This window comes from Nitrospira sp. CR1.1 (assembly GCA_014055465.1).
GTDB lineage: Bacteria > Nitrospirota > Nitrospiria > Nitrospirales > Nitrospiraceae > Nitrospira_A.
The window spans coordinates 228169-252664 of record WIAF01000002.1 but is presented as its reverse complement, the minus strand read 5'-3'; the positions used below and the strand labels follow the sequence as shown (position 1 = coordinate 252664).

At 60.5% G+C, this 24496-nt stretch carries 19 protein-coding genes; 10 read left to right on the top strand and 9 right to left on the bottom strand.

The window, feature by feature from the left end; translation table 11 throughout:
• The first annotated feature begins 43 nt into the window (after positions 1 to 43).
• A complete protein-coding gene (locus tag GDA65_05800) occupies positions 44 to 3169 on the top strand; it encodes a CusA/CzcA family heavy metal efflux RND transporter (protein MBA5862204.1) in 3126 nt (1041 codons plus the stop codon).
• Between the two features lie 55 nt (positions 3170 to 3224).
• Here the strand turns inward: GDA65_05800 and GDA65_05795 are convergent, their stop codons facing one another.
• The 9 genes from GDA65_05795 to GDA65_05755 form a co-directional block, all read right to left on the bottom strand.
• On the bottom strand, positions 3225 to 3827 hold the full coding sequence (locus GDA65_05795) for a class GN sortase (GenBank protein ID MBA5862203.1): 603 nt from the start codon (positions 3825 to 3827) through the stop codon (positions 3225 to 3227).
• Entirely contained in the window at positions 3824 to 5953 is a 2130-nt protein-coding gene (locus tag GDA65_05790) for a marine proteobacterial sortase target protein (GenBank protein MBA5862202.1), read from the bottom strand. The genes GDA65_05795 and GDA65_05790 overlap by 4 nt, the downstream gene beginning before the upstream one ends.
• 91 nt (positions 5954 to 6044) lie before the next feature.
• Positions 6045 to 6920 (bottom strand): OmpA family protein, encoded by an 876-nt coding sequence (locus tag GDA65_05785; protein ID MBA5862201.1) that lies wholly within the window; start codon positions 6918 to 6920, stop codon positions 6045 to 6047.
• Between the two features lie 623 nt (positions 6921 to 7543).
• Positions 7544 to 8665: a methyltransferase gene (locus GDA65_05780; protein MBA5862200.1), complete on the bottom strand. Its 1122-nt coding sequence runs from the start codon at positions 8663 to 8665 to the stop codon at positions 7544 to 7546.
• Between the two features lie 102 nt (positions 8666 to 8767).
• Positions 8768 to 11473 carry a CHASE2 domain-containing protein gene (locus tag GDA65_05775; protein MBA5862199.1) on the bottom strand — a complete coding sequence of 902 codons (2706 nt, stop codon included), beginning with the start codon at positions 11471 to 11473 and terminating at the stop codon, positions 8768 to 8770.
• Between the two features lie 38 nt (positions 11474 to 11511).
• Complete coding sequence (locus GDA65_05770; GenBank protein ID MBA5862198.1) at positions 11512 to 12843, bottom strand: tetratricopeptide repeat protein; 1332 nt, start codon at positions 12841 to 12843, stop codon at positions 11512 to 11514.
• A gap of 162 nt (positions 12844 to 13005) precedes the next feature.
• Positions 13006 to 13671 (bottom strand): hypothetical protein, encoded by a 666-nt coding sequence (locus GDA65_05765; GenBank protein MBA5862197.1) that lies wholly within the window; start codon positions 13669 to 13671, stop codon positions 13006 to 13008.
• 14 nt (positions 13672 to 13685) lie between these two features.
• Positions 13686 to 14135, bottom strand: coding sequence for an HIT domain-containing protein (locus GDA65_05760; protein ID MBA5862196.1), 450 nt, complete (start codon positions 14133 to 14135; stop codon positions 13686 to 13688).
• Entirely contained in the window at positions 14132 to 14737 is a 606-nt protein-coding gene (locus GDA65_05755) for a hypothetical protein (GenBank protein ID MBA5862195.1), read from the bottom strand. Before GDA65_05755 ends, GDA65_05760 begins: the two co-directional genes overlap by 4 nt.
• Positions 14738 to 14897: 160 nt before the next feature.
• Here GDA65_05755 and GDA65_05750 point away from each other — a divergent pair, with 160 nt between their 5' ends.
• The 9 genes from GDA65_05750 to GDA65_05710 all read left to right on the top strand — a co-directional run bounded on the left by GDA65_05750 (position 14898) and on the right by GDA65_05710 (position 24496).
• A complete protein-coding gene (locus tag GDA65_05750; GenBank protein ID MBA5862194.1) occupies positions 14898 to 15770 on the top strand; it encodes a hypothetical protein in 873 nt (290 codons plus the stop codon).
• Positions 15771 to 15794: 24 nt separating this feature from the next.
• Positions 15795 to 16196: a YjbQ family protein gene (locus GDA65_05745; protein MBA5862193.1), complete on the top strand. Its 402-nt coding sequence runs from the start codon at positions 15795 to 15797 to the stop codon at positions 16194 to 16196.
• A 42-nt stretch (positions 16197 to 16238) separates the two neighbouring features.
• The gene (locus GDA65_05740) at positions 16239 to 17324 is read left to right on the top strand and encodes a trypsin-like serine protease (protein MBA5862192.1); all 1086 of its coding nucleotides are present in this window, start codon (positions 16239 to 16241) and stop codon (positions 17322 to 17324) included.
• A gap of 288 nt (positions 17325 to 17612) precedes the next feature.
• Positions 17613 to 19364 carry an AAA family ATPase gene (locus tag GDA65_05735; protein MBA5862191.1) on the top strand — a complete coding sequence of 584 codons (1752 nt, stop codon included), beginning with the start codon at positions 17613 to 17615 and terminating at the stop codon, positions 19362 to 19364.
• A gap of 65 nt (positions 19365 to 19429) precedes the next feature.
• On the top strand, positions 19430 to 20953 hold the full coding sequence (locus tag GDA65_05730; protein ID MBA5862190.1) for a peptidase: 1524 nt from the start codon (positions 19430 to 19432) through the stop codon (positions 20951 to 20953).
• A complete protein-coding gene (locus GDA65_05725) occupies positions 20953 to 21147 on the top strand; it encodes a ubiquitin-like protein UBact (protein MBA5862189.1) in 195 nt (64 codons plus the stop codon). Before GDA65_05730 ends, GDA65_05725 begins: the two co-directional genes overlap by 1 nt.
• Before the next feature lie 103 nt (positions 21148 to 21250).
• Positions 21251 to 22024: a proteasome subunit alpha gene (locus GDA65_05720; protein ID MBA5862188.1), complete on the top strand. Its 774-nt coding sequence runs from the start codon at positions 21251 to 21253 to the stop codon at positions 22022 to 22024.
• 66 nt (positions 22025 to 22090) lie between these two features.
• Complete coding sequence (locus GDA65_05715; GenBank protein MBA5862187.1) at positions 22091 to 22924, top strand: hypothetical protein; 834 nt, start codon at positions 22091 to 22093, stop codon at positions 22922 to 22924.
• Positions 22925 to 23005: 81 nt separating this feature from the next.
• Positions 23006 to 24496: a hypothetical protein gene (locus tag GDA65_05710; GenBank protein MBA5862186.1), complete on the top strand. Its 1491-nt coding sequence runs from the start codon at positions 23006 to 23008 to the stop codon at positions 24494 to 24496.

Genomic DNA, 24496 nt, shown 5'->3' with positions numbered 1-24496 from the left:
GGTGTTCCGCAGACACCGGAGCGAGCAGAGAGGAAAGAGACGTATGATCGAGCGACTTGTCGGAGCGGCGCTGGCGCAGAGACTGATGGTGTGTTTCGCTGGACTCGCGCTGTTGTTTGGCGGCCTCTACGCGTTTCATATTCTGGACGTTGTGGCCTACCCCGATCCGTCGCCGCCGATGATCGAGGTCATCACGCAGTATCCGGGCTGGTCCGGCGAGCAGATGGAGCGCGCGATCACGTTGCCTATCGAGATTGCGCTCCAGGGGATGCCGGGTCTGTCGGAAATCCGGTCGCTGTCGATTTTTGGATTGAGCGACGTCAAAGTCTATTTCGACTTCGGAACCGACTATTTTCGAGATCGCCAGGAAATTCTCAATCGCCTGCAACTCACCGTCCTGCCACAAAACGTGCAACCCACCATTTCTCCCTGGTCGGCGATCGCCGAAATCTTTCGCTACGAACTGACCGGCGACCATGTGTCCCTCACCGATCTGAAGACCACGCAAGATTGGCAGATTCGCCGCGAGTTTAAGCGGGTGCCCGGTGTGATCGATGTGAGCACCTATGGTGGAACGACCAAGGAGTATCACGTCGAGTTAGACCCCGGACAACTCATGAGTTACAACGTGACGCTCGATCAGGTCATGGACGGCCTCGCCAAGAGCAATACCGATGTGGGCGGAAACTATCTCTCGATGGGGGAGCAAAGCTTCAATATTCGCGGCATGGGCTTGATCAAAAAGCTCGACGATATTTCCAACACCGTCGTGACGCAGAAAGAGGGCACGCCGGTGTTTGTCAGAAATCTCGGCAAGACCAGTATCGGCTCGCGCGTGCGTCTGGGCAAGGTCGGCATCGACGACCGGGACGATGTCGTGGAAGGCGTCGTGTTGCTCCAGCGAGGCGCCAAGGCGTTGCCGGTGCTGGACAAGGTTCATGAGAAAGTGCAGGAGCTCAATGCCCGCAAGTTGCCGCAGGGTGTGGCGATCAAGACCTTTTACGACCGCACGGTGCTCATCCATACCACCATCGAAACCGTGATTGATATTTTGATCGCGGGTGTTCTGCTGGTCTCGATCATTCTGTATGTGTTCCTGGGACACTTCAGGACCGCGATGATCGTCGCGCTGACCGTCCCCGTGGCCCTGCTGTTCACGTTCGGGATGATGGTCCTCAGCGGCCAGTCGGCCAATTTGATTTCATTGGGGGCGGTCGACTTCGGCATCATCGTCGATTCCACGCTGATCATGGTCGAAAGCATTTTCTATCATCTCGCGCACAAATCCTCGGCCGGCGTAACAGTCCCGATGCATGTCATGCGTGCGGCGCGCGAAGTCGGGCGTCCGATTTTTTTCGCCACGACGATCATCGTCATCGCCTTTTTGCCTCTGTTCACCATGACAGGGGTGCCGGGAAAAGTATTTGCTCCAATGTCTCTGACCTACGGCTTTGCGCTGAGCGGCGCGCTGCTGATGGCCTTTACCCTGGCGCCGGCGCTGTGCTCACTTCTGCTGAACGGGCCGATCAAGGAGCATGACACGGCGGTGGTGGAATTCTTGAGCCGGCGCTATATGGCCTTGTTGAATTGGGGGCTTCAGCGCGAATGGTTGGTGATCGGCATCGCGATTGTGACGTTGGTCCTGGCCATGGGGGCCGTGCCGTTTATCGGCGGCGAGTTTATGCCGGCGCTGGAAGAAGGCAATATCTGGATGCGCACGACCTTTCCAGTGGATATTTCGTTCGAACAGGCCGCCCGTCTCGTGACTGATATTCGCGCCATCTTCAGGCAATTCCCGGAGGTCATCAGTGCGGCCTCGCAATTGGGGCGCCCGGACGACGGCACCGATCCCACCAGTTTCTTTAATGCCGAATTTCTGGTGACCTTGAAGCCCTTCAAGGAGTGGCGCGCGGAGGTGCCGACCAAAAAAGCGCTGGTCGATCAAATCGAGCACCGCTTGGCGGCGATTCCCGGCGTGACCTTCAATTTTTCCCAGGCCATTCAAGACAATGTGCAGGAGGCGATGTCCGGGGTGAAGGGCGAGAACGCCGTCAAGCTGTACGGCAGCGATCTCCAGACCCTAGAGCAGTTGGCCGCACAGATCGAGGTGCAGATGAAAGAGGTGCGGGGCGTGAAAGACCTGGGCGTGCTCCACCTGTTGGGGCAACCCAACCTGGTCATCGAGGTTAATCGCGAGGAGTGCGCGCGGTATGGCCTCAAGGTGGGCGACGTCAATGATGTGGTGCAGGCGGCTATCGGCGGCCAGGCCGTCACCCAAATCTATGAGGGCGAACGGTGGTTCGACCTGGTCGTGCGGTTTCTCCCAGAGTTCCGGCGCGATATCGAATCGATCGGCAATATCGTCGTCAGCACCCCCGATGGTGCGCGGATTCCGCTCAAGCAATTGGCCTCTATCACGGAACAGACGGGCGCGTTCATCGTGTATCGGGAGAATAACGAACGGTATATTCCCATCAAGTTCAGCGTGCGGGGCCGGGACCTGGAGGGCACGGTTCGGGAGGCGCAAGAACGGATTGCACAACAGGTTCCGCTTCCCGCTGGCTACCGGATTGAATGGCATGGAGAGTTCGATCAGCTGCAGGAAGAAAAAGCGCGCCTCGCCAAGATTGTGCCGATCACACTGCTGCTCATTCTGTTCCTCGTGTACCTCGTACTGAACAATCTGCGCGATGCCTTCCTCGTACTCGCGGCGGTGCCCTTCTCACTGGTCGGCGGCGTGCTGGCTTTGCTGGTCACCGGTACGCACTTCAGTATTTCGGCGGCGGTCGGATTCATTTCGCTGTTCGGTGTCGCCGTGCAGGGCGCCTTGATTCTCATTAGCCGGATGCAGGAGCTCTTGCGGGAAGGATATGAGATTCGTGACGCTATTATGAAAAGCGCGGAGGTTCGGATGCGCCCGGTGCTGATGACCTCGCTGGCTGCCGCCATCGGACTGCTGCCTGCGGCGATTGCCACCGGGATCGGGGCGCAGTCGCAGCAACCTCTGGCGAGGGTTGTGGTGGGAGGAATGCTGACCTCCGCCGCGTTGATTCTCCTGGTGCTCCCGGTGTTGTATCAATTGCTGCACCGCTACCGAAGGCCATCACCTTCGACTGCAGCGACGGGAGCCGGGGCCGAATCGATCGGCAACGATGACCGGAAGGAATGAGCCTAGCGCATATGGACTGAAACCGATCGTTGCGTTCAGTGAATGCTGAAGCGCCTCATGAATGTTCGGCCTGATGCACCGCCTCGGCCCGCACCACGTAGCGCAACGGCCCGCCGTTCGTGATCGCATCAAAGGGGAAGCACGTAACCAGGATCAATTCCTCCTGATCATCTCTCGTCGGAATACGGTCCCGCCGCGAATCCAAGACGCCCTGCTCTGCAACCCGATAGTGCTGAATGGTTCCATCTGTTCCTGTGACCTCGAGTCGATCGTTCGGTTGCATGTGCTGCAAAAAATGGAAATGTGTGTCTCGATGTCCGGCGATCATCACGGTGCCTGGTTGTCCTGGCAGGGCACTTGAACCGACGTGACCCGGCCCGAATGCCAACGTGCGTCCATGGGCGCCGGCTAACACGATCATATCGACCGATAGGCGTGGCATCTGCAGGCGCGCGACCGGCCAGGTGTCGGCCCAGGGCCAGGGTTTCGGCATGGCCTCTCCCGCAAGGGAGCGAGTCCAGGCCCGCTGCAGCAGAAGCTGCGCGAGCCCGGCCTTGGCATACATCCACGATCCTTCCCAGACCTGCCACAATCCGATGGTGAGGAGGCTCGCCATCAGCCAGAGCAGGAGCGAGGACTGCTGCCTGGTTCGACTCATGCGACCCCGATCCGCAGTGCTCTCAGCCATGCTGCCAGTACCACCGCGGAGAATCCTAGCAAGAGGTGCAGTTGCCAGCCGGTGGCCGTCTTCGGCAAGGCTCCGAGGTCCTGCGCACTGGCCAGGTTCGTTGCGTGACCCTGCTCTTCGCCAGGAGCATCGGTCGGTCGAACCGGTGTGATATCGACGGCCACCAGACTCGTGTATTGGCTGACAAGGTGGTGGGCCAATGCCACTTCGAGGACGGAGGTTTTCGTTGCCTCGTCACTGCCCCCCTTGTAGGCTTCATCCATCAGCGACGAGATTTTTTGCCGCGCCCAATAAACGGAGAGCCCGCCATACGCGGAGGTCTGGTTCAATGGGACCGGGAGCGACCAGGGATGGCCCCCCGCCTGCCCACGCAACATCGCGTGTGACGGGAGTGCATCAGCCTTGAGTGCCAGCACAATCGGCTCACCTTCATAGAGATCGGTAATCTTGGCCGGATAGTGTTCCAGCCCGGACCATCCGGCCGGATCGAGGGCGATGTCCCCCAGCACCGGGCGTTCCAGTTTTTTGAACAGGCGCTCCAGCTTCTGTTCCACTTCATCGACCTTGCCGATATAGGTGAACGTGCCGCGCCCGAATTCGGCGGCTTTTCGCATCAGGTGGCTATTGGGCGTCGAGCCGATGCCGACCGTGAACAAACGCCTGGTGCCCACACGTTGGTGCAGCAACTCAAACAATTCTTCCTCATTCCCGACCTGGCCATCGGTCAGGAGGATGATCTGCTGCAGTCTTGAGCTGTCTTGCGGGCTCTTGAGGGCTTGTCGCAAGGCGGGGAGCACTTCGGTGCCTCCGTCGGCGGAGAGTTGTTCGGTATACCGGACCGCCTGTTTGATGGTCGTGGTCGTGACCGGTTGAGGAACGGAAAAGAGCGAGCGGACGATAGTGTTGAATTGAATAACGTTGAAACGATCCTGCGTGGTCAGTCGCGTGAGTGCCCCGGCCAATGCGCGTTTCGCCTGATCGATTGATGCGCCGGCCATGGACCCTGACGTGTCGATGATGAAGGTGAGGTCGCGTGGAATGCGTTGCGCCTTCTCGTCCTGCTGTGTCGGCGGGACCAGCATCAGCATGGCATAGGTCTCTCCGTTCTTCTGCTCCGTGAAGACGGTTGCGATGGGCCCGCTGCGTGGGGCGGGATGCCAGATCAGTTGAAAATCACGATCGCCCGGTACTGCGTCGGCCCGGAGACTGATGTGAAAACCGCCCTCCGCGTCCGGAATGGTGATGATGGGATGAAACGGTGACTCGACCTTGTCGATCGGAAAGCCGGGATGAAGCGTCAATGAGAGGCTGACGGGGTTCATTGATCCATGGGCGGGTGATTGCACCGGCGGCGTCATCCGCGAGGCATCAGGAACGCGGTCTGTGTCCAACATGGTGCCGGACCCTTTGGGGGCTTGCCCTTCGATGATAACCGGCGTGCCGGGGATGTAGCGCTGTCCCACCGCCATGGGAAAGCGAAGTTGGAACCGGTCGGCGTCATATCGGACAGTCTCCTGATACTCGATTTCGATGGTGATATGCTCGCCGGGTCCGATATTGGCCACGGAGGCCGTGAACATATTCGGCCGTTCTTGATCCAAGAGGCTCGTTCGCTTTCCCTGCTGTTTGGCCTGGTCATAGACCTTCCTGGCTTCGGCCCGTTCCTTGATCTGCCCTTCAATGGTCCGCTCGCCGACTTTCATGCGCAGGTGATCGACGGCCGCTGTTTCCGGCAACGGAAAGACGTAGATGCCCTCAAGCCAGTCACCTTTTCTGGTGCTGGGGTTCGTAAATTCCTGACGAACCGTGGCGCGGGCAATGGTGCCGGTGACGGCGATCTGGACATCGGTCTTCAGAATAGGGGCCGGGGAAAATCGCCCTGCCTGATTGGTGCGGAACAGCAGGGTGCCTTCCGTGACCTCGTTGATGCCCATGGTGGGAACGACCCCTGTGCGTAACGTGGCTGCCGATTCGGCTGAGCGGGCTTCCGGGGGATGAGTTCCAAAAGCAAGGGCGGAGAGCACCACGCAAAAGAGGAAGCCGGAAGTCATTCTGTGAAGCCAGGAGCGGGAGGCAGAGAGATATTCAGTCATCATGTGATCCTCACGTTGTCAGATGAGTTGATGCGTGGTTGAGGGTCCCCTGGGAAAGACGAAGGGTCTTTCCCAGGGTGACCTCGGCGTCACGTTAGTTGCCGGTTGCCGATTCAGCCGGTGTGTCCGTTCTGTCGGAGGAAGAATCAGAAGAAGGATCAGAAGAGGAAAGGGTTTCGCTGATTGACTCGATCGGAGCTGATTCAACCGGAAGGTCGGAGGTCTCGGAGAACGCATCGGCGACAGGTCCGGTGGTGACGGCAGGAACGAACATGTGTTCCCGGCCGATCTTGCGCATCTCCACATGCACCCGCCGATTCATCTGCCGGCAGACATCGCTGTTATCGATGCACAGGGCGCCTTCCTCACCTAGACTCACGGTTTGGATGGCCGATTCCGGCACGCCCAGGGAGATGAGTTGCTGCTTGACCGTCTCGGCCCGTTTCATCCCGAGGATTCTGTTAAAGCTCATCGAGCCCTGTTGATCCGTGTAGCCTTGAAGAAGCACGCCCCAATCCGGTTCGTTCTTCAGGAACTCCGCATGGCGTTGAAGGGCGGCCTTGCCATCGTCGCTCAATCCCTTGCGTCCGATTTCAAACAGGATATCGTCGTGGAGGATGTCCGTGCTTCTACTCGCCAATGCGGCTGTCTCCACATGAATGATCGGCATGGCGGCTGAGGCCGTCACCTTGTCGGTGGAGTCTTTGAGAACCTGGGATACCTGGCTGCTATCGAGAGCCTGTGATGATTGGTTGCTGTGGGCCGCTTCATCCGCCTGGGAGTAGTACCAGAAGGCGGCGACGACGAGGGCGAGGAACCCGATGAGACCGCTCAGGATATAGACATCCTTCATGTCACGGTCCGGGCCGACGATGGTGGGGGCGACTGGTCCTGCGCTGAGGGTGGCTGTGGGGGCTTTTTGCATGGCTGCTTGCTCCTTGTGTTGTGGCGCCGGATCGCTCCAGCTCATTGATGATTGATGATGATTCGACTGACCATGTGCTCGCGGGGTCGGCCTGCTGATGGTCACCTCCTTCCTGCCGAACGCCCGCTGTCGGGCGGTTCGTAGAGCAAGGCAAGGGCCAGGGGAGGCCGCGCGGATCTTGGCGAGAAAAATGAGGTAGAACAACGCGTTAGCGAAAATTGACTGATGCGTGGACACAGCGGCTCATGTGAGGATCAGCGGGGATGCGGGGCTAGCCCCGCATGCTGGACCATTGTGAGGCAGGACTCGCAGCTCTCCCGACGTCCCACTTGCCGATGGCGCGTACTTGCCAAAACGGGCTGAGCCGGGTTGTGTCTTGGTCGCAGTATGGAGCAGGTCTTGTATTGTCCGGCTGCCGGCGAGGCGCGACCGATGTCGATCGCCGGGAGAGGGCGGGAAGCGGAGATCTGGGTGACCGGTTTATCTTGAGTGTTTGCGCGTCAAGCGGAGAGACCACGCGGAAAATATCCCGGTTGAAGGAATTGGGAGCCGAACGCTGGTTCTCCGGCCTGCCTTGCGCATCTCGCCATTGTCAGATGGTAAGGCCGCTTCCCGCTCATGTCATGCCCTGAGTCCATCAATGCGGCGCTCACGATACCCCTCGCCGGTCATCGGCTTTTCAATCGCCACAGCGATGTGATCTCCGCCGCGCGGGCGGCGCGGAGGGGATCGGCCTGTTCGGATGCGCGTGGATGCTGCGGTCGGATGTCGGTCCTGCCGGCAACGACGAGCCCTGCCTGCTCGAATGCGGCGAGGAGTTCGTCCCTGGATCTGAGTGCCAGATGTTCGGCGAGATCCGAGAGCAGCAGCCAGCCTTCTCCGCCAGGCTCCAGATGCGCGGCCAGTCCATTGAGAAATCCATGCAGCATGCGGCTCTCAGGGTCGTAAATTGCCTGTTCAAGCGGCGAGGTGGGCCGCGCCGGCACCCATGGCGGATTACAGACCACGAGTTGGGCCTTGTCTGCTGGAAACAGATTCGCGTGCACAACGTCCACCTGATTACTCAGGTCAAGCCGTTGGAGATTTTCGCGAGCACAGGCTAAGGCGCGAGGATCCTGATCGGTCGCAATGATACGCGGGACACCGCGGCGAGCTAACACTGCCGCCAGCACGCCGGTCCCGGTCCCGATATCGAAGGCCAGCGTACAGGCGGGAAGCGGGGCATCGGCCACCAGCGCGACGTACTCGCTGCGAATCGGTGAAAACACTCCATAGTGCGGATGGATGCGGTCGCCCAGGGCAGGAACGTGTATCCCCTTCTTGCGCCATTCATGCGCGCCAATGACGCCGAGCAACTCCCGCAGCGAGACCAGGGCGCGACCCGTAGCGGGCCCGAAGGCTTCCGCGCACGCTTGCCGGAGGTCGGGGGCGCGGCGCAGACGAATGTCGTAATTGTCCTCCAGGGCGACCAACAGCATACCGAGGATGCGGGCCCGGCGGGATTGCGTCTGCCGGTGAAAGTGAAAGGACTCTGTCGGAGACGTGCCCGGCTTGGGGGGATGGCGGTCTGCTCGTCTGGCCATGGCATTCAGCAGTTGTCGCGCGTTGTGGAAGTCCCCCTGCCAGAGTAGCGCGGTCCCCTCACAGGCCAGCCGGTGGGCAGCATCGGCGGTCAGGCTGTCGTCGGCGATCACGACGCGGGTGGGGGGAGGCGCGCCCCATTCCGAACGCCAATGCGCGGAGCAAGGTTGTCCGTTCTCCGTCCAATTCACTTGCGCAGGCTCAGTCATGACCACCCCTGCACCCGGTCTGCTGTCACTGTGTGTCCTCGGTACATTGCGCCTGAGCCGATGAGACGTTCGGCATCCTTCATGAAGAACGAGATGTGCGGATCATGCTGGAGAAAAATGCCGCCTCACCAGGGATTCGACGGGTTTGAAGTGGCGCTCGGGCAGATTTTTGAAACGCCGCTTGCAGTCGAGCAGGGCGTCGTCCGCATTGGTGAATGGAGTGATGGTCTCCATGAGGTGTCCATGGTAGTCCATTAATTTCAGCTCGACTGTGCGCAGGAGGGACGGGTCTCCCGCCAACGCAGCGGCGGCTTTGGCCTGGTCCCCGTCCGAATCGACGAGCGCTTGAAAGCAGAGTCCTTTCAGTCGTTGCGTGACGGTGCTGCGATCCCATCCCAGGGCTCTGGCCGTGGCTTGCATGTCGAAACGCTGTTGACGCAATTGGTGTAAGACGGCGAGGTCGCCCGCAGGATCGGGCATGAGCGGCACGGCGCCGGATGCCCCGATTCTTCGTGGCGGTTGGGCGGACAGGCGAAGATCCGCCGCAGAGAGGACCGGGCCGTCCGACAGCGCCATGGCTTGCTCGAGGCACTGCCGCAATTCCCGCACGTTGCCTGGCCAGGATTGTTGCGTGAGCGCTGAGACCGCCTCTTCCGATAGACGCAGGGATGCCTGATGGTTGTGTTTCGCCGAGTCGCGCAGGCAGGCTTCTGCGATGAGCGGAATATCGTCTCGACGCTCCCGCAACGGCGGCAGGTGCAGCACGAGGCCCTTGAGCCGGAAATACAGGTCTTCACGAAACCAGCCTTCCGACACGCCTCGCTGCAAATCCTTGTTGGTCGCAGCCACGATACGGACATCCACCGTGGTGGGAGTCGCGGCGCCGACGCGGTAGAAGGATCGATCCTGCAACACGCGCAAGAGTTTGCTTTGATGGTCGAGCCGCAGGTCGCCGATTTCATCGAGGAAAATCGTGCCGGAGTGCGCCAGTTCGAAATACCCTTTGCGGTCCGCAAGCGCGCCGGTGAAGCTGCCGCGGACATGGCCGAAGAGTTCGCTTTCAAAGAGTTCCGGCGAGATGGCCGCCATGTTCACGGCAATGAATGGCTTTGCCGCTCGTGGACTCAAACGATGCACGGCGCGGGCGCAGAGCTCTTTGCCGGTTCCCGCCTCGCCTGTGATCAGGACGGTGACCATCGCGCGCGCGCCCTTTTTGAGGTCGCGAAACATCGTGAGGATCGCCGGGTGTGTGGTGATCATCCCTGCCTGCTCGCATTCCCGGCGCAGCGTCTCCTGTTCCACGTTGCCCAGGGGCTCCGCGCTGATCGTTGCCGCCCGCATGCGCTGGAGCTGCTGTTCGAGTTCTTCCATCCGTTGCCGGGTTGCAGCTTCCTGCTCCTGGGCCTCTGTGATCCTGAGTTGCAGATCGGCGGCGAGCCTGCTCGATTCGGCTTCTTTAGAGGCCGAATGAGACATGCTGGCTCGAGCGGACTCCAAATCTTCCTCCAGGCTTTCCACGGCCGTTTCCCGATAGATCAAGGCTTCGCGAACTGCTACCAGATTTTGTTGCACCTGCAGCATGTCCTGCTCCAACAGCACCACGCGTCTGGTTGTCACCAACTGCCCCAGGAGGCTGCCGGTGACGAGGATCATGAGGGTGGCGGTGACGGGAATGATGAACGGAAGGACCCACTGGGCGGTGGCCAGCACTGTCCAACTGACGCAGAGATAGAGTAACAGAATCCCCGTGCCCAGGGCCGGGCCTTTCCAATCCGCCCACAGGAGGACCATCCAGGCCGCGGAGAGGCAGAGGGCAAACGTCACGACGGCCCGTTGGAGCGGGGAAAGGTCCCGGATCCAGTCTTGCGTCAGCAGCGTGTGCAGCAGATGTGTCTGCAGCAGCATGTCGGACGCTTCCTCGCCGGTCGGCGTCGTTCGTTCCGGTTGAGGGATCGGTTGCGTGAGGAGCAATACCGCTTTGCCGTTGATCAGGGCGCTCAGTCCTTCATGGTCGTTCCGGTCGATCATGCGAGTGAGATCCAGCACGGAGGCGGCAGAAAATTTAAGCGGATGCGCGGCAAAGTTGATGAGCAGCCGGCCGTGACGGTCCAGGGGGATGGTGATGTCGCGGGTCGATCCGCCCGGTACTCGCGCGTTGCGCAGTCGTATGAATCCGGATCGTCCTTCGACTTGATCCGGTGGGATCTGCCAGAAGGTGGCGGCTACTGCGAACCCCAGGGCCGGAAGCTGACCCGGTCCGGCGCCATGATAGAGCGGCACACGACGGACGACGCGATCGGGATCGAGCGTCGGGTGCAGTGCGCTTCTCCCCGGGGTGGTATGGGGTGACGGCGTCGAAGATCCCGTCGTCTCCTGATCCGACATGGGAGTCATGACCGTTGGATACGAGACGGTTCCGGCTGACTTCACCGCTTCGATCAGCAGCGCGTCACTGACGGCGCCGCCCAGATTGGGAGGGCTGGGAAGATCGAGCGGAATATCCAGGCCAATCGAGGCGGCTCCGGCGTCATTCAGCGCGGTGATGAGTTTTGCCGGGAGGGCGTGATCCCAAGGCCCGGCGCCGAATTGTTGTTCGCTGGCCTGGTCTCTCACGATGAGGAGGAGGTTCGGGTCTGGAGCCGGTTGGGCGCGGAGGCGCATCCAGGTATCGTACGGCGCCCATTCCAGCGCCTGGTGCGTGGCCGGCGCCGGTGTCCAGATGATTGCGGCGAGGGCGATCGCAATCAGGGCCATCGCCACGGCTTGCAGCCAGATATTCCTGACGAACAGGCGGGTGGCGATTCGCATGGGTGGTCGTTGACGAACCGGAAGTTGCAGCCGTTCGTTTATGACGGATTGGGAGGCTCAGCCGCGAGTTCGTCCAGGATACGTTTGACGTCGTCCTTCGGCAAACCCTTCAGGTAGCTTTTGGCCTTGGCCTGATCAGGGGCCAGGCCGAGACCTTTGCCATAAATACGGGCCAGGGCCATGCGGGAAGGAACGGCTCCATCGGCGGCGGTGGATTCCAGATAACTCAGGATCCATTGGCCATGCGGCGGGAGTTGCCCGTCGAGTCCCTGTTCATACAGTTGCACCAGCGTGGCATGGGAAATTTCGTTGAGGGCATAGGCTTCACGCAGGAGCACCGGGAGAGCCTCCGCAGTGCGCCCCTGTTTGAGCAACGTGGTGCCGACGGTCTCCGCTGGCTGATCCCGGTCGAGGTCGGGAAAATCCAACCAGATTTGATCGCAGTAGTTCTTGAAGGCCTCAGCGGCCGCCTTGGTTTGTTTGGTTTGCAGATTGCCTTTGACGGCTGCGAGTCGTCTGAGTTGCGTCAGCGCTTGGGCTGCTTCCGGTAAACCCTGTTCGAAGGCTTGCGCCCACCAGGTGATCGCCATGATTTGGCTTTTCTCGACTCCCTGTCCGGAGCGATAGGCGTTGCCGAGGAAATATTGGGCTTTGGCAAGGCCGGCTACGGCGGCCGACTCGAGTTCCTGAGCCGATTCTTTATCCCGACCCGCCATCTTGAGTACGAGCCCCAGGCGGTAATGGGCCTCGGCAAAATCCGGTTTCAACTGCAGAGCTTCCTGGTAGGCCTTGATGGCTGATTTGATGTTGCCGCGTGTGTATTGGATCGTGCCGATGCTGTAGTGCGCCTGCACGAGCATCGGGTCGAGGCGGACAGCCTCTTGCAGTTCCGTCATGGCGCTGCGCCAGTCCTGCTTGGCCATCAGAGCGGTGCCGAGATCGAGATGCGCCTGGGCGACAGTGGGATGGAAGCGCAGGGCGGTCCGGTATTCGTCGATGGCGCCATCTGTATCACCCAGCTGAAACAGTATTCTGCCGAGGGTGAGCCGGGGTTCCTGGGCATCCGGTTCGACATGCAACGCTTGCCGGGCCTTTGCCAGAATCTCGAGTGGTGTGAGGGGGGCCTGGGCCGGTGGTGGCGGTGGTGCGGGCGGTTCGCTGGGAAGCGGTTCTACCCGGACGGCTTCTTGAGCGGCCTGGTCAGTCGGTGGAACTGCCGGGGTCTTGATGACGGGTGCTTCTGGTTGGACCGTTTCTGTCGTCGCACCGGGGGAGGGCTCTTCTTGCGCGCCGGCCAGGAGGACCGTGAGAGGCATTGTCACAATGACGATGAAAATCCACCGTCCGGCGGCGAGGCGTTGCAAGAACATAAGCGCTGGCAGGGCTCCACGTAAAAGGTCTCTTACTATATACACATAGATGGCGAGAAATTTCCATGGGTTCTGACGGGGAACCTGTGTCCGTGACCGATGCTGTCCTGGTCGAGGACGAACTCAGCAGGGGACAAACAGTGGAGTACTCCGCGCCATGGATCAGGTTGTCAGGAAGGCAAGCGTCAGCGCAATGGCGGTAAGGAGCATCAACAGACCCAACAGGAGGTAGCGCCACCAGCACAATTGATCCACGACCGGCATGAATCCCAGGCTCACGCCTTCGGCGAGGAGCCAGTTTCTAAACTCCTGGGGAGCGACGAGGTGGACCCCGCGTGCCGTACAGGAGGCCAAAAAGCGATCCACCACCAGGCCTCGCAATGCCGTGCGAGTCAATCGTTCAAGCCACCCCGGAAACCGGAGGCGGAGCCTCGCTTGGGCCACATAGTGGTCGACAAGGGTTTCGTATTCCTGTCGAATGGTGGACAGGTTCTGGCCTGTGGTGTCGGCGGTCTGGTTCAGAGCGGGCAACGTGTGAAGCCAGTCACGGAGGGATTGTTCCAGCCGCTCCACCATCCGCCGGGCTGCGTCCAATACGCCGGCCACAGTCCCGCCGATGAGCCCGACGATGACATACACCGCGGTCAGCGACCAGCTTCCCAGCGTCGCCCAGGCTCCACGGTTCGAGATGGAGGCGCTGTAAAAGAACGCCGCCCCTCCCACGATGGTGGTGACGATCAGCACGTGGAGTGGCAGGGTACGGAGCAGCGTCTGAAGGAAGGTGCGGGAACTGTTCCCGCTCGGCCCTGCTGGAGGAGTCAACATCATGGCCAACGGACGGGTTATGGCTTGAATGGCGGCTGCTGTTGGTGCGTCGGCCAGATTGCCCTGAGGCGGTCCACCATGGAAACCAGGGCATCCGGTTGGAGCCGGACCGGTTCATGCGGGATGCGCCACACCGGTTCGAGTGGAGCCGGGTCTTGGGAAAGGCGCGGAATCAGGTGCCAATGGATATGTGGAAGCTGGTTGCCGAGCAATTCGTAGTTGATCTTCACCGCCCGCCATTCCTCGGCGAGGAGGGCGGACACCTGGGCGACTTCTTCTATGAGGCTGCTACGCTCCTCACGGGAGAGATGGAACAGTTCCGTCGCGTGGCGCTTCAGCACGAGTACCGTCCATCCTGGGAAAAACTGGTCGTCGTGCAGGTAGGCCTTGGTGAGTCCGCAATCGGCGAGGAAATGGTCCCGGCGGGGCCAGGTCCCGACGCAGGCCTTGCAGGGATGGTCGCTCATGGTTGGAGGAGGGTCCGCGCCTCTTCGGCTGTAATCAAGCCCTTCTTGAGCAGCAGCTGGATGAGTTTGTCGGTGGTCGCTTTGTGCGGCGCGGCGGCTGCCTGGGCTTTCTGTTTCGGTGGCTCACGCCGTTGCCCCATGACCCGGAATGAAGGGGTGAAGACGGCCACGTAGTCCCGGTTCCGGATGCGGACGGATACGGGGAGACTCTCGCTGTTCGGGGTGAGGTCGGGTCCCGATCCTTGCGGAATGCGGAAAAAGGGTTTGCCGTCCTCCGTGGCGCCGTCCTGGCCGATGATTTCCATCCTGGTCAAGAGTGATTCGCCCGTCAGGTTCTCACGATCCTGCCCGGCGGTATTGGTGATGTGATCCAACACCAGGATGAGACTGTCGGCCACAAACAGATCGGGCGAACTGTTGCGGACCGTGACGTCGTAGCGATATTCACTCGAAAAATTGTCCCGGCTGCGCAGAGTGACGAAGGGGGTGACCTTGCTGGTCACATCCACCAGTTGGTCGAACGCAAACAGGGGGGCGGCTGCTTCCGCCAGCAGGAGACACGCAACGCCTGCCAGGATCTGCATGGACCGGGTCATGTTCATGGTTTCCTCCCGTGGTCGATCGACTTCCGATTCAGGATAACAAAGCTCTGCGGCCAGTGCGAGGAAATCCGCTCCCCGCGCGCTGCTCTGCTTGACACGTTCTTTTCGTGGACGATATTCTGCCGGCGGTCAACCGTCGCCTCCGTCGCATCACCCCTTCATGGCACGTACACGCACTACCTCCCTTCCCTTGCTGGTGCCCCGGGCATTCGCATCCACCTTGCTACGGTTCTACGATTATCCCGATCCGCGTCGTCCGGGGCGAATGATCAAAGGGTATGACTGCCCCCATGCCATGCGGACGGCCCGGATGTGCGCGGCTGTGGCCCAGCGGTTAGGCCACGATCCTGCGCGGGTGAAACAATATCAGATCGCCTGTCTCCTCCATGATTTGGGGCGGGCCGGACTCGATCGACCACTCTTCGGCCGCATCTGGTCCTGGGCTCGCGCCCACGGCATTCCCACCAGACCTCGCGAATGGAGGGCCGCCCATCCGGAAACCCGCTATGGCCGGGAGACCGAAGCCTTTGTGGCCCGTTATCGCGCGGCGATGGAGACTGCCGGCATCACTCTGGATCCATGGGCTTGCGAGCAAGTGGAGATGCGTCTGGGGTATGCCCGTCGACTGGCCGCCCGATTACGCATCGTGAAACCGGGTTTGCGCAAGCTGGGAGTTGTCTGGGCGCCCTGGATGGGGCGGATCATGCTCTATTACTATTATCCTGAGAAACTGGCCGGCGCGCAGCCCTGGGTCCGGCAGTTGGCGGAAATTCTTGTTGCCTGCGAACAGTTCGAGGCGTTCAGCAACCAGCGCCGGGGGCGTGACTACTACGTGCGGCGCCGTGAAGATCTGGCGGAAGCGTTTGCCTATCTCAATGGGCTGCAGGCAGAAGGGATCATTACTCGTCCGGTGGTGCAAGCCTTGCGCAGACTCTCGGCAGAAGGCGCGTTTGACGCGGTGCTTGAGCAGGCGAGAGGGCATGCCTTATCAAGGCGGGAACGGGCATTTTTACGTCAGGCGAGTGAGGAGTAACAGATGGCCGTCAAGACGGTGTCGATTCATGTGCCGATGCGAGGCGACAGCCGGATGGAGAACATCACTGGGCAGGTGCAGGCCGCTCTTCAACAGACGCAGCTGCGGGCGGGCATCGTGACGGTGTTCATCAAGCATACGACCGCGTCCGTGTTGATTGTCGAGGACGAGCCCGGCATTCGCGCCGATACGAAAGTCCTGTGGGAGCGGCTCATTCCCGCCGATCCACACTGGCAGCACAATGAGCGCAATGCGGGCGAAGATAACGGTCACAGCCATTTGCGCGGACAGCTTCAGGGACAGTCGCTCACGATTCCTTTTCAGGAGGGGGGCATGACATTGGGAACCTGGCAACAGATTGCCGTGTTGGATTTTGACACCCGCGCAAGAACCAGAGAGCTGGTGTTGCAGGTCATCGGTGAATAGATGCGATCGGTGAGTGTGAGCCCACAGACCGCTGTCGTACGGATCCTGGGTGTCGGGTTGTTGTCGAGCCTGCTGTCGGGACTGTCACAGCCGGCCGGTGGTATCGCTGCCGAGGGCGCTTCCCCTCTTCGAGCGGCGCAAGTTGCGGCTCCGACCGAACTCAGCCAGGAAGAACAGGCGACGATTGCGGTCTTCGACCGGGCTACCCGATCGGTGGTATTCATTGCCAACACGGCCATGCAGCGTGATCCCTGGTCGTTCAACGTGTTCGAAGTGTCGCAGGGCTCCGGGACCGGATTTGTCTGGAGCCGGCACGGCCACATTGTCACCAACTATCACGTGATTTACGGAGCGGATTCGATCACGGTGACGCTGGCTGACCGTACCGAATATAAGGCGAAGGTCATCGGAGCCGATCCCGATCATGATATCGCGGTGCTTCAGATTCAGGCCTCCGAAGCGACACTCCAACCGGTTACTATCGGCAACTCTCAGTCCCTGCGAGTAGGGCAAAAGGTGCTGGCGATCGGGAATCCCTTCGGCCTCGATCACACCCTGACGACCGGCGTGGTGAGCGCGTTGGGCCGGACCATCAAATCGATGAGCAATCGGACCATCGAAGGCGTGATTCAGACCGACGCCGCGATCAATCCGGGCAACTCGGGTGGGCCGTTGCTGGACAGCGGCGGGCGCTTGATCGGGGTGAACACGCAGATCGTCAGCCCCAGCGGCGCGTTTGCCGGGATCGGGTTCGCGGTGCCGGTCGATACGGTCAACCGCATTGTGCCGGAGTTGATCAAGCATGGAAAGCTGATCAGGCCGGGATTGGGCATTTCGCTGGTTCCCGATGCCATGGCGCGGCGGTGGGGTGTGAAAGGCGTCATTATCGGAAAGGTCGGGCGCGGCAGTGCGGCGGAACGGATTGGCCTCCACGGGGCGCGCGAGACCGTCGGCGGTCGCATTGAACTGGGCGATATTATTGTTGCCGTGGATGGCAAGCCGGTTGAGACCATCGACGACCTGATGGATTTCATGGAAGAACATCAGGTCGGTGATCAAGTCACGATCGGATTTGCGCGAGGCCATCGCCGATTGCAGGCGACGGCGACCCTCCAGGCCGTCAACTGAGCGGTAGGAGACTGGGACCAGTCCGCCGGCTACCGGCTCGTATCGTGAGGAACGTCAATGTATGCCAGAGGGCATTCTACGGCTCGTCACTCGCTGCGGCCTGCTGCACGGTTCGTTTGAGGTTTCTGCGGGAGCACCCTTCCAGGATGAAGCGCATGAATTCCTGGACGCGCGCGCGTTCGATCAGCACGCGTCGCCCGGTGCGAGATGAGCGGTGAATCCGAAGGCGACAGCGGCGTGGTTCCCTGTGTTAGGATGACCGGAGTGGCATCAGCCGGAGGAATGACTATGAGTGACCATCGGAATACGGATCAGCCTGGCCATGAGGCGCGCCAATCGCCCTCGCGCGACACTTCGACACCGGCAGATCCGATCGAACTGATAGATGAATGTCTGGCCGCGTTCCCCGACGGCGACCCCCGTCAGAAGCTTCTGTATAAGTTACGCCATGTCGTGACGGCGCAGTCGGTCGCCCAGGACCGCCGCGACACGGAACTGAAAAAGCTCAATGAGGTCGTCGCGAAGCTCACGGCGCCGGCCAACCGTGTGGGCCTGCTCGTGGAGGTTCCGGCGGAGGGCGTGGCGCGCATCGTGGTGGGCGGGGCGGAATATTACGCCAACATCGACCCACGGCTCCCGGCCGGGGACCTCAAGATCGGGACGCAGATCCTGGTCAACGAAGCCTATACCGTGATCAAGGCCCTGGGTTACGACCGCAATGGGCCCGTGCTGAAGGTTGCGGAGATTTTGCCGGACGGGCGTATCCGGTTTGAACAGGATATGGGCCGGCAGGCGTTGATTCTGCAGCGGTCCAGCGATTTGCTGGGCGTGGACCTCAAGGCCGGTGATGAAGTCCGCATTGAACCTACCCACCGGATTGCGATTGAAAAGTTTGAAAACCGTCAGGCGCGGACACACCTGCTGGATGAAGTGCCGAGTGTCACCTGGGAGCAGATCGGGGGGCAGCAACAGGCGATCGAGGCCATCCGCAAGGCGATCGAATATCCCTTGCTCCATGCCGACACCTTCGCAAAATATCAATTTACGCAGCCGAAAGGGTTCCTGCTGTATGGCCCGCCGGGCTGCGGCAAGACCTTGATCGGGCAGGCGGCGGCGGCCAGTTTGTCGCAGCTGGTGCGGGAGTCGCAGGGGCAGGCTGCGTCAGACGGCCACACGAAAAATCCGCCGGTGACGAGCGGCGCGTTCCTCCATATCAAGGGACCGGAAATTCTCAACATGTGGTTGGGCGAGTCCGAACGCATCGTTCGGGACCTCTTCGCCAAGGCCCGGGCCAGACGCAAAGAAGGGGCGCTGCCGTTTATTTTTATCGACGAAGCGGAGTCGGTGTTGGGCACCAGACGGTCGATGCGGTCATTCAACATCAATAATACGCTGGTGCCGATGTTCTGCGCGGAGATGGATGGGATCGAGTCGTTGCAGGATGTGGTGATCATTCTGGCCTCCAACCGGCCGGATTTGATCGATCCCGCGGTGCTGCGGCCGGGCCGGATCGATCGCAAGATCAAAGTGGCGCGTCCGACTCGAGAGGCTGCTGTGGAGATTCTGTCCGTGTATCTCACCCCCGCGCTTCCGCTCGAGCCCGCATTGCTGGAGCAACACGATCACTCTCACGACACGGCGCGCCGCGCGGTGATCGAGCAGGTGGTCGAGAGTCTTTTCTCGCGAACCGACCAGAACCGTGTCCTGTCCATACGTCTGCGCAACGGGCAGAACAAGGTGCTGTATCGCGGGGATCTTGTCAGCGGGGCCATTCTGTCTGCGATCGTCCAGCGGGCGAAGGAAAAGGCGATTGAGCGGGCGGTGGCGCAGACCGGCGCGGCAGCGGGCGACGGCATTCGGGCACAGGATCTCCTTGATGCCGTGCAGGAGGAATATCGAGAAGGGGAAATGCTGCCCCCCGACGATGCGGCGGAGGAATGGTTGAAGCTGCTGGATCATCATCCTGAGCAGGTGGTCGGTGTCTCGTCGTTCCGCCGCGGAAGACCGACGGAAGAACGATTGGTCAACCAGATTATTTGATCGCATAGAATGTGAGGGCGAATGGCAAAAGGCGGGCATGTGTTCCGCCTGACGCCTGACGGATTATGCATCTCTTCGGCATTGAAACGGAGTATGGCATCACCAGGGAGGATCTTGATGCGGTCGATCCGGTTGAGGAATCGATGGAGTTGGTGCGCGCCCATCTGACCGGCGAGTTCGAACGGCGATGGGATTATCGGGGCGAAGATCCCCATGAAGATGCCCGCGGCTTCCGTGTATCCGGTCTGCAACAGGATAAGGAAGAAGACGACTTTGCCACGGTCGATGCCCATCGTCCGTATTCCTTCCATGAGATGAAAAGCGATCTGGTTCTGCCGAACGGCGCACGGTTTTACAATGACCATACGCATCCCGAATATTCGACCCCGGAATGTCGGACGCTCAAAGATCTCTTGGCGCATGACCGCGCGGGGGAGCGCGTCGCGCAACGCGCGGCGGATCGCCGGAATCAGCGGCTGGGCGGCGCGTATGTGCAACTGTATAAGAATAATACCGACTTTCACGGTCACAGCTATGGCTGTCACGACAACTATCTCGTCGCGCGCGCGATACCCTTTCCACAGTTGACACGGGGCCTCTTGCCGTTCCTGGTGACCCGTCAGGTGTTTGCCGGAGCCGGGAAGGTGGGCATGGAAGCGCAGGAGTCCGGCTTTGTTCCCGGTCCCTTCCAACTCTCGCAGCGGGCAGATTTTATGGAGGCGGAGCTGGGCGTGGACACGATGCACAACCGGCCCATTCTCAATACGCGCGATGAGCCTCATGCCGACCGGAAGAAGTATCGGCGGCTGCATTTGATTGTGGGCGATGCCAATTTCTGCGAGTACGCCACGGCGCTCAAAGTCGGGACCACCAGATTGGTGTTGGATGTGCTTCAGCACGGTGCCGCTCCGCAGATGGAGCTGGAGCAGCCGGTGGCCGCGATCAAGCAGCTATCGCGCGACCCCGATCTGAACACGACGGTGCGGTTGAAAGATGGACGGACGATGTCCGGCCTGGCTATTCAGCAAGAGTACTGGAACGCAGCGAGCCGGGTTTGCGGGGGGAGCGATCCCGATGCCGATTGGGTTCTCCGTGAATGGCACGACACCCTGCAGTGCCTCGGCGGAGATCGCACACCACTTGTCGGCAAGCTGGATTGGGTAACGAAACAGTGGTTGCTGGAAACCTTCATGCGCGAGGAGCAGCTCGCGTGGGAGGATCCCTGGCTCGCCAGCCTGGATTTGGAATACCATAACCTCAATCCTGACCGTGGATTGTTTCTCGGGCTCGAAGCCGAAGGGAAGACGTGGCGCATGACGGCCGAGCACGACATCGCGCAGGCGCTCTCAGCCGGTCCGTCTGACACTCGCGGAGGATTGCGCGGGTTGTGTGTCAGGCGGTTTTCCGAACAGATCACGGGAATGCAGTGGGAGCGAGTCCAGTTCTCCAGCGGGTTGCGCGGCCGTACCTTGGAGATGGGCGATCTCTTCGAGCCGGAGGCCGTGCAGGCTTGTGCCGCGTTGCTCGAAAGCGCCGCGTCGCCGGCTGATGCCTTGGCTGCGTGGGCACAACGAAAGGATGCACAATGATGCGATATACAGTGATGCCGGAACGTCGTGAAGGCCCGGGCGATCCGATGCCGAAACCGACAGGTCCCTCGGAAGAAGGCGGCGGCCCACGGCGGCCGGACACGGGTTCGCCGGACAAGGACAATCTGATGAAGCGGATGCGAAAGGTCGATCCCAAGCAGGCAGAGCGGTATCGGCAGCGCACGGGACAATAAACGTGAACGGGACATAGTGACACGCAAACGGTTGCGAGTGTGAAGATTGAAGACATTGTCCGTCGACCGTGACGGTATACGTGTCATGCCTAATGAGGTGGCAATGGGGATGCAAGGAGATTTCTTTCAGCTGTTGAAAGAGCAGGGGTACCAGTTCGGCAATCCTGCGGCGGCTGGGGCGGGGATGGATATTCCGAACGCTACCACCATTCTCGCGCTGAAGTATCGTGACGGGGTGTTGGTCGCGGGTGATCGCCGGGCGACCGCCGGGAATATGGTGATGTACGACCGCACTGACAAGGTGTTGGAGATCGATCGTCATAGTGTGATGGCCATTGCCGGTGTGCCGGCTACCGCGTATGAGATGGTACGGGTGCTGGCGCATTCGTTCAAATACTACCGACGCACGCAGCTGCAGGAGCTGAGTTTTGAAGGGAAGCTTCGCGCGGTGTCGAAGTTGCTCAAAGAAAACGTGCCGGCGGCGTTGGCCGGAACGGGAGCCGTCGTGCCGGTCTTTGCCGGGTATGACCATGAGCAGGAAGCGGCGAAGATCTATTTCTACGACATTCTCGGGGCCGAGTTCGAAGCGGTGGAGTATGCCGTGTCCGGTTCCGGCTCGCCGACGATCCGGGGCATCCTCCATTATGTGAATACCTGGGGGCCTCAACCGCTCGCGGCGTTACCTGAAGAGCAGGCCACCGTGCAAGCCCTGCGATTGCTCTCCAGTGCGGCTGAATTCGATTCCGCGACCGGTGGCGTGAATCGTGAGCTGAATCTCTATCCTGTCGTGAAGCTCATTACCGCAGCCGGCGTGCAGACCATTGCGGATGGCCATTTGAAACAATTATACGAGCGCGAGGTCGTTCGGGGGCTCTAGGCTAGAATGATGCGCTGCCGGCCGACGAGCGTGCGGGCCCTATGATTAGGATGAAGGTGACGCGTTATGTATGAAGAACCCTATCGATGGATCGAGGCGGTCGGCAATCGGCGTCAGTATCTTGATGAACAGTTTACGATGGGCGCGCCGGTCGTGGCGTTGGCCTATGCCGACGGCATCGTGATGCTCACTGTGAGCCGCGGCACGCCCAAGCTCTATGAAATCTATGATCGCATTGCGCTCGGTGGAATGGGACATCCGGCCGATCTGGAGAAATTGCGGTTCTCACTGTTGGAAATGGCCCATGTCGAAGGGTTCAACCGATCGCCGTCGGATGTCACGGGCGCAAGGCTGATGAAGTACGGGTTGGCGCCGACCATCAAGCAGGCCTTTGAAGAGATTTATAAAGCGCCCTTCATCGCCAAAATTCTGCTGGCCGAATTGGGGATGAAGCCGGAGCGAGATCTCTTCCTCACCATCAACTACGATGGAAATTTTGAAGAGAGGCGGGGGTGGGCCACGCTTGGCGCGACGTCCGCCGTTCAACGTCAGATGGGACGGTATATCGACTCGCAGCCTGGATATGCCCAGGCCTCATTGGCGCAGGCCATTGAAATTGCCCTCTGCGCTTGGGTAGTGGGAGGTCTGGCGCAAACCTCGTCCGGAGGATCCGAGAGCGAGTCCTCCTCTGCCGCTGAGCCGGGAGAAACACCGGAGGCAGAAGCCTTGCCGGACAAAGCGACCCTGCTGGCTCATGTGCGAAAGACCGTCGCCGAAAAATCTCTCGAATGCGTTCTGCTGGAGCGAAATGGCCCCGGGTCGTCAAAATACCGGGCCCTTCGCGCAGACGAATTAGGCGGGATGCTGCCGCCGGCCGTTCAGGCGGCACCTTCTCACTGACATGGTGTCGTCACACTGCCGAACGGCAATGGGCGCCGCCGTGAGTACCACGTCCGAGACCGTTCTCGACAGCCGGGTGACATGCTGAATCGTATCTTCGGGCTCGAAACGGAATACGGCCTCCTGGTCAACCAGGACCGGCCTGACCATTCGCCTTCCTGGGTCGCCCAGCGTATCCGGGATCACATTTTTCATGTCGCTCGGCGAGGGGTCCTCGACCTTCACCATCGTGGACACGATGAGCCACCTGGCAACGGGGGGTTTTTGACAAATGCCGGGCGCATCTACATCGACATGGGCCATCTGGAGTACGCGTCGCCGGAATGCACCACACTGGCCGATCTCGTCGCCTCGGACCGCGCCGGGGACCGGCTTATTCAACAGACCGTGACAGCGCTGGGACTGGAGGACACGGTCTCGCTCATTAAGAACAATATCGATCACGAAACCGACGCGACGTTCGGTTCGCATGAAAATTATCTCGTCACACGCCAGTTCCCATTTTCCAGGCGCGGTCTTGGCCCGCTGGTGACCTTCCTGGTCACCCGGCAGGTGTTTACCGGCGCGGGGCGGATCGGGTGTGCCGGTGATCCCAATGAATGGGTGCAGATCGGCGGGCTCATCTTGCATCGGCCCGGGCTACGGGATGCGCTGGATCGGTCCATCGTTCCATTTCAGATCTCGCAGCGGGCCGATTACATCGTGAATGACTTCTTCGAGTGGGTGCAGCACAACCGGGCGATCGTCAATACGCGCGATGAGCCGTTGGCCGACCCCAATCAATACCGCCGCATCCATCTCCTGTGCGGGGATTCGAACATGGCCGAATATGCCACCGCACTGAAGATGGGAACGACAGGGTTGGTCCTGCAACTGATCGAGGCAGGCCAGGCTCCTCGTGGATTGAGTATCAGCGAGCCGGTTGAGGCGTTGCAGGACATTTCACGGGACCCGGATCGCCAGTGGATTGTCCGGCTGGAATCCGGGCAATCAATTTCTGCGCTCGATATTCAAGAGCAGTTTCTTGCCGCCGCACAGCGCCATTGCAAAGGGCAGGACGAAGAGACGGATTGGGTTCTGGAACAATGGGAATCGGTGCTGACCGACTTGCGGAACGGTTATGAAAAACTGGTGGGGCGGATCGACTGGGCCTCAAAACTCTGGTTGCTGGAAACCTATCGCGAAGCGGAGCAGCTGGCATGGGACGATCCCATGCTGAAAAGTCTCGATCTGGAATATCACAACCTGCATCCTGAGCGCGGCCTGTGCTACGGCATTGAAGAGGAGGGGCGCGGGCCTCGCCTGACGACGGACAAGGGCGTTCAATTAGCGCAGGACCATCCCCCACGCAATACGCGGGCCTTTGGCCGAGGTGAATTGGTCCGGCATCTGCTGGCGTCCACCGCGACGTCATCGGAGGCAGATGTCGCGCATAGTTTTGGTGACCATGCCTCCTGTGAATACATCATCAACTGGTCCAATTTTAAGTTGCGTGATACCGAGCCGTTTTTTATGGCCGACCCCTTCAAGACGTATGCGCAGGACGTGCGAAGTCATCTCAGTGGACGATAG

What these genes read in the sequence shown, in the direction of transcription:
- GDA65_05800 (MBA5862204.1), top strand. Translation starts at nt 44, where the DNA reads ATGATCGAGCGACTTGTCGGAGCGGCGCTGGCGCAGAGACTGATGGTG.
- GDA65_05795 (MBA5862203.1), bottom strand. Translation starts at nt 3,827, where the DNA reads ATGAGTCGAACCAGGCAGCAGTCCTCGCTCCTGCTCTGGCTGATGGCG.
- GDA65_05790 (MBA5862202.1), bottom strand. Translation starts at nt 5,953, where the DNA reads ATGATGACTGAATATCTCTCTGCCTCCCGCTCCTGGCTTCACAGAATG.
- GDA65_05785 (MBA5862201.1), bottom strand. Translation starts at nt 6,920, where the DNA reads ATGAGCTGGAGCGATCCGGCGCCACAACACAAGGAGCAAGCAGCCATG.
- GDA65_05780 (MBA5862200.1), bottom strand. Translation starts at nt 8,665, where the DNA reads ATGACTGAGCCTGCGCAAGTGAATTGGACGGAGAACGGACAACCTTGC.
- GDA65_05775 (MBA5862199.1), bottom strand. Translation starts at nt 11,473, where the DNA reads ATGCGAATCGCCACCCGCCTGTTCGTCAGGAATATCTGGCTGCAAGCC.
- GDA65_05770 (MBA5862198.1), bottom strand. Translation starts at nt 12,843, where the DNA reads ATGTTCTTGCAACGCCTCGCCGCCGGACGGTGGATTTTCATCGTCATT.
- GDA65_05765 (MBA5862197.1), bottom strand. Translation starts at nt 13,671, where the DNA reads ATGATGTTGACTCCTCCAGCAGGGCCGAGCGGGAACAGTTCCCGCACC.
- GDA65_05760 (MBA5862196.1), bottom strand. Translation starts at nt 14,135, where the DNA reads ATGAGCGACCATCCCTGCAAGGCCTGCGTCGGGACCTGGCCCCGCCGG.
- GDA65_05755 (MBA5862195.1), bottom strand. Translation starts at nt 14,737, where the DNA reads ATGAACATGACCCGGTCCATGCAGATCCTGGCAGGCGTTGCGTGTCTC.
- GDA65_05750 (MBA5862194.1), top strand. Translation starts at nt 14,898, where the DNA reads ATGGCACGTACACGCACTACCTCCCTTCCCTTGCTGGTGCCCCGGGCA.
- GDA65_05735 (MBA5862191.1), top strand. Translation starts at nt 17,613, where the DNA reads ATGAGTGACCATCGGAATACGGATCAGCCTGGCCATGAGGCGCGCCAA.
- GDA65_05730 (MBA5862190.1), top strand. Translation starts at nt 19,430, where the DNA reads ATGCATCTCTTCGGCATTGAAACGGAGTATGGCATCACCAGGGAGGAT.
- GDA65_05725 (MBA5862189.1), top strand. Translation starts at nt 20,953, where the DNA reads ATGCGATATACAGTGATGCCGGAACGTCGTGAAGGCCCGGGCGATCCG.
- GDA65_05720 (MBA5862188.1), top strand. Translation starts at nt 21,251, where the DNA reads ATGGGGATGCAAGGAGATTTCTTTCAGCTGTTGAAAGAGCAGGGGTAC.
- GDA65_05715 (MBA5862187.1), top strand. Translation starts at nt 22,091, where the DNA reads ATGTATGAAGAACCCTATCGATGGATCGAGGCGGTCGGCAATCGGCGT.
- GDA65_05710 (MBA5862186.1), top strand. Translation starts at nt 23,006, where the DNA reads ATGCTGAATCGTATCTTCGGGCTCGAAACGGAATACGGCCTCCTGGTC.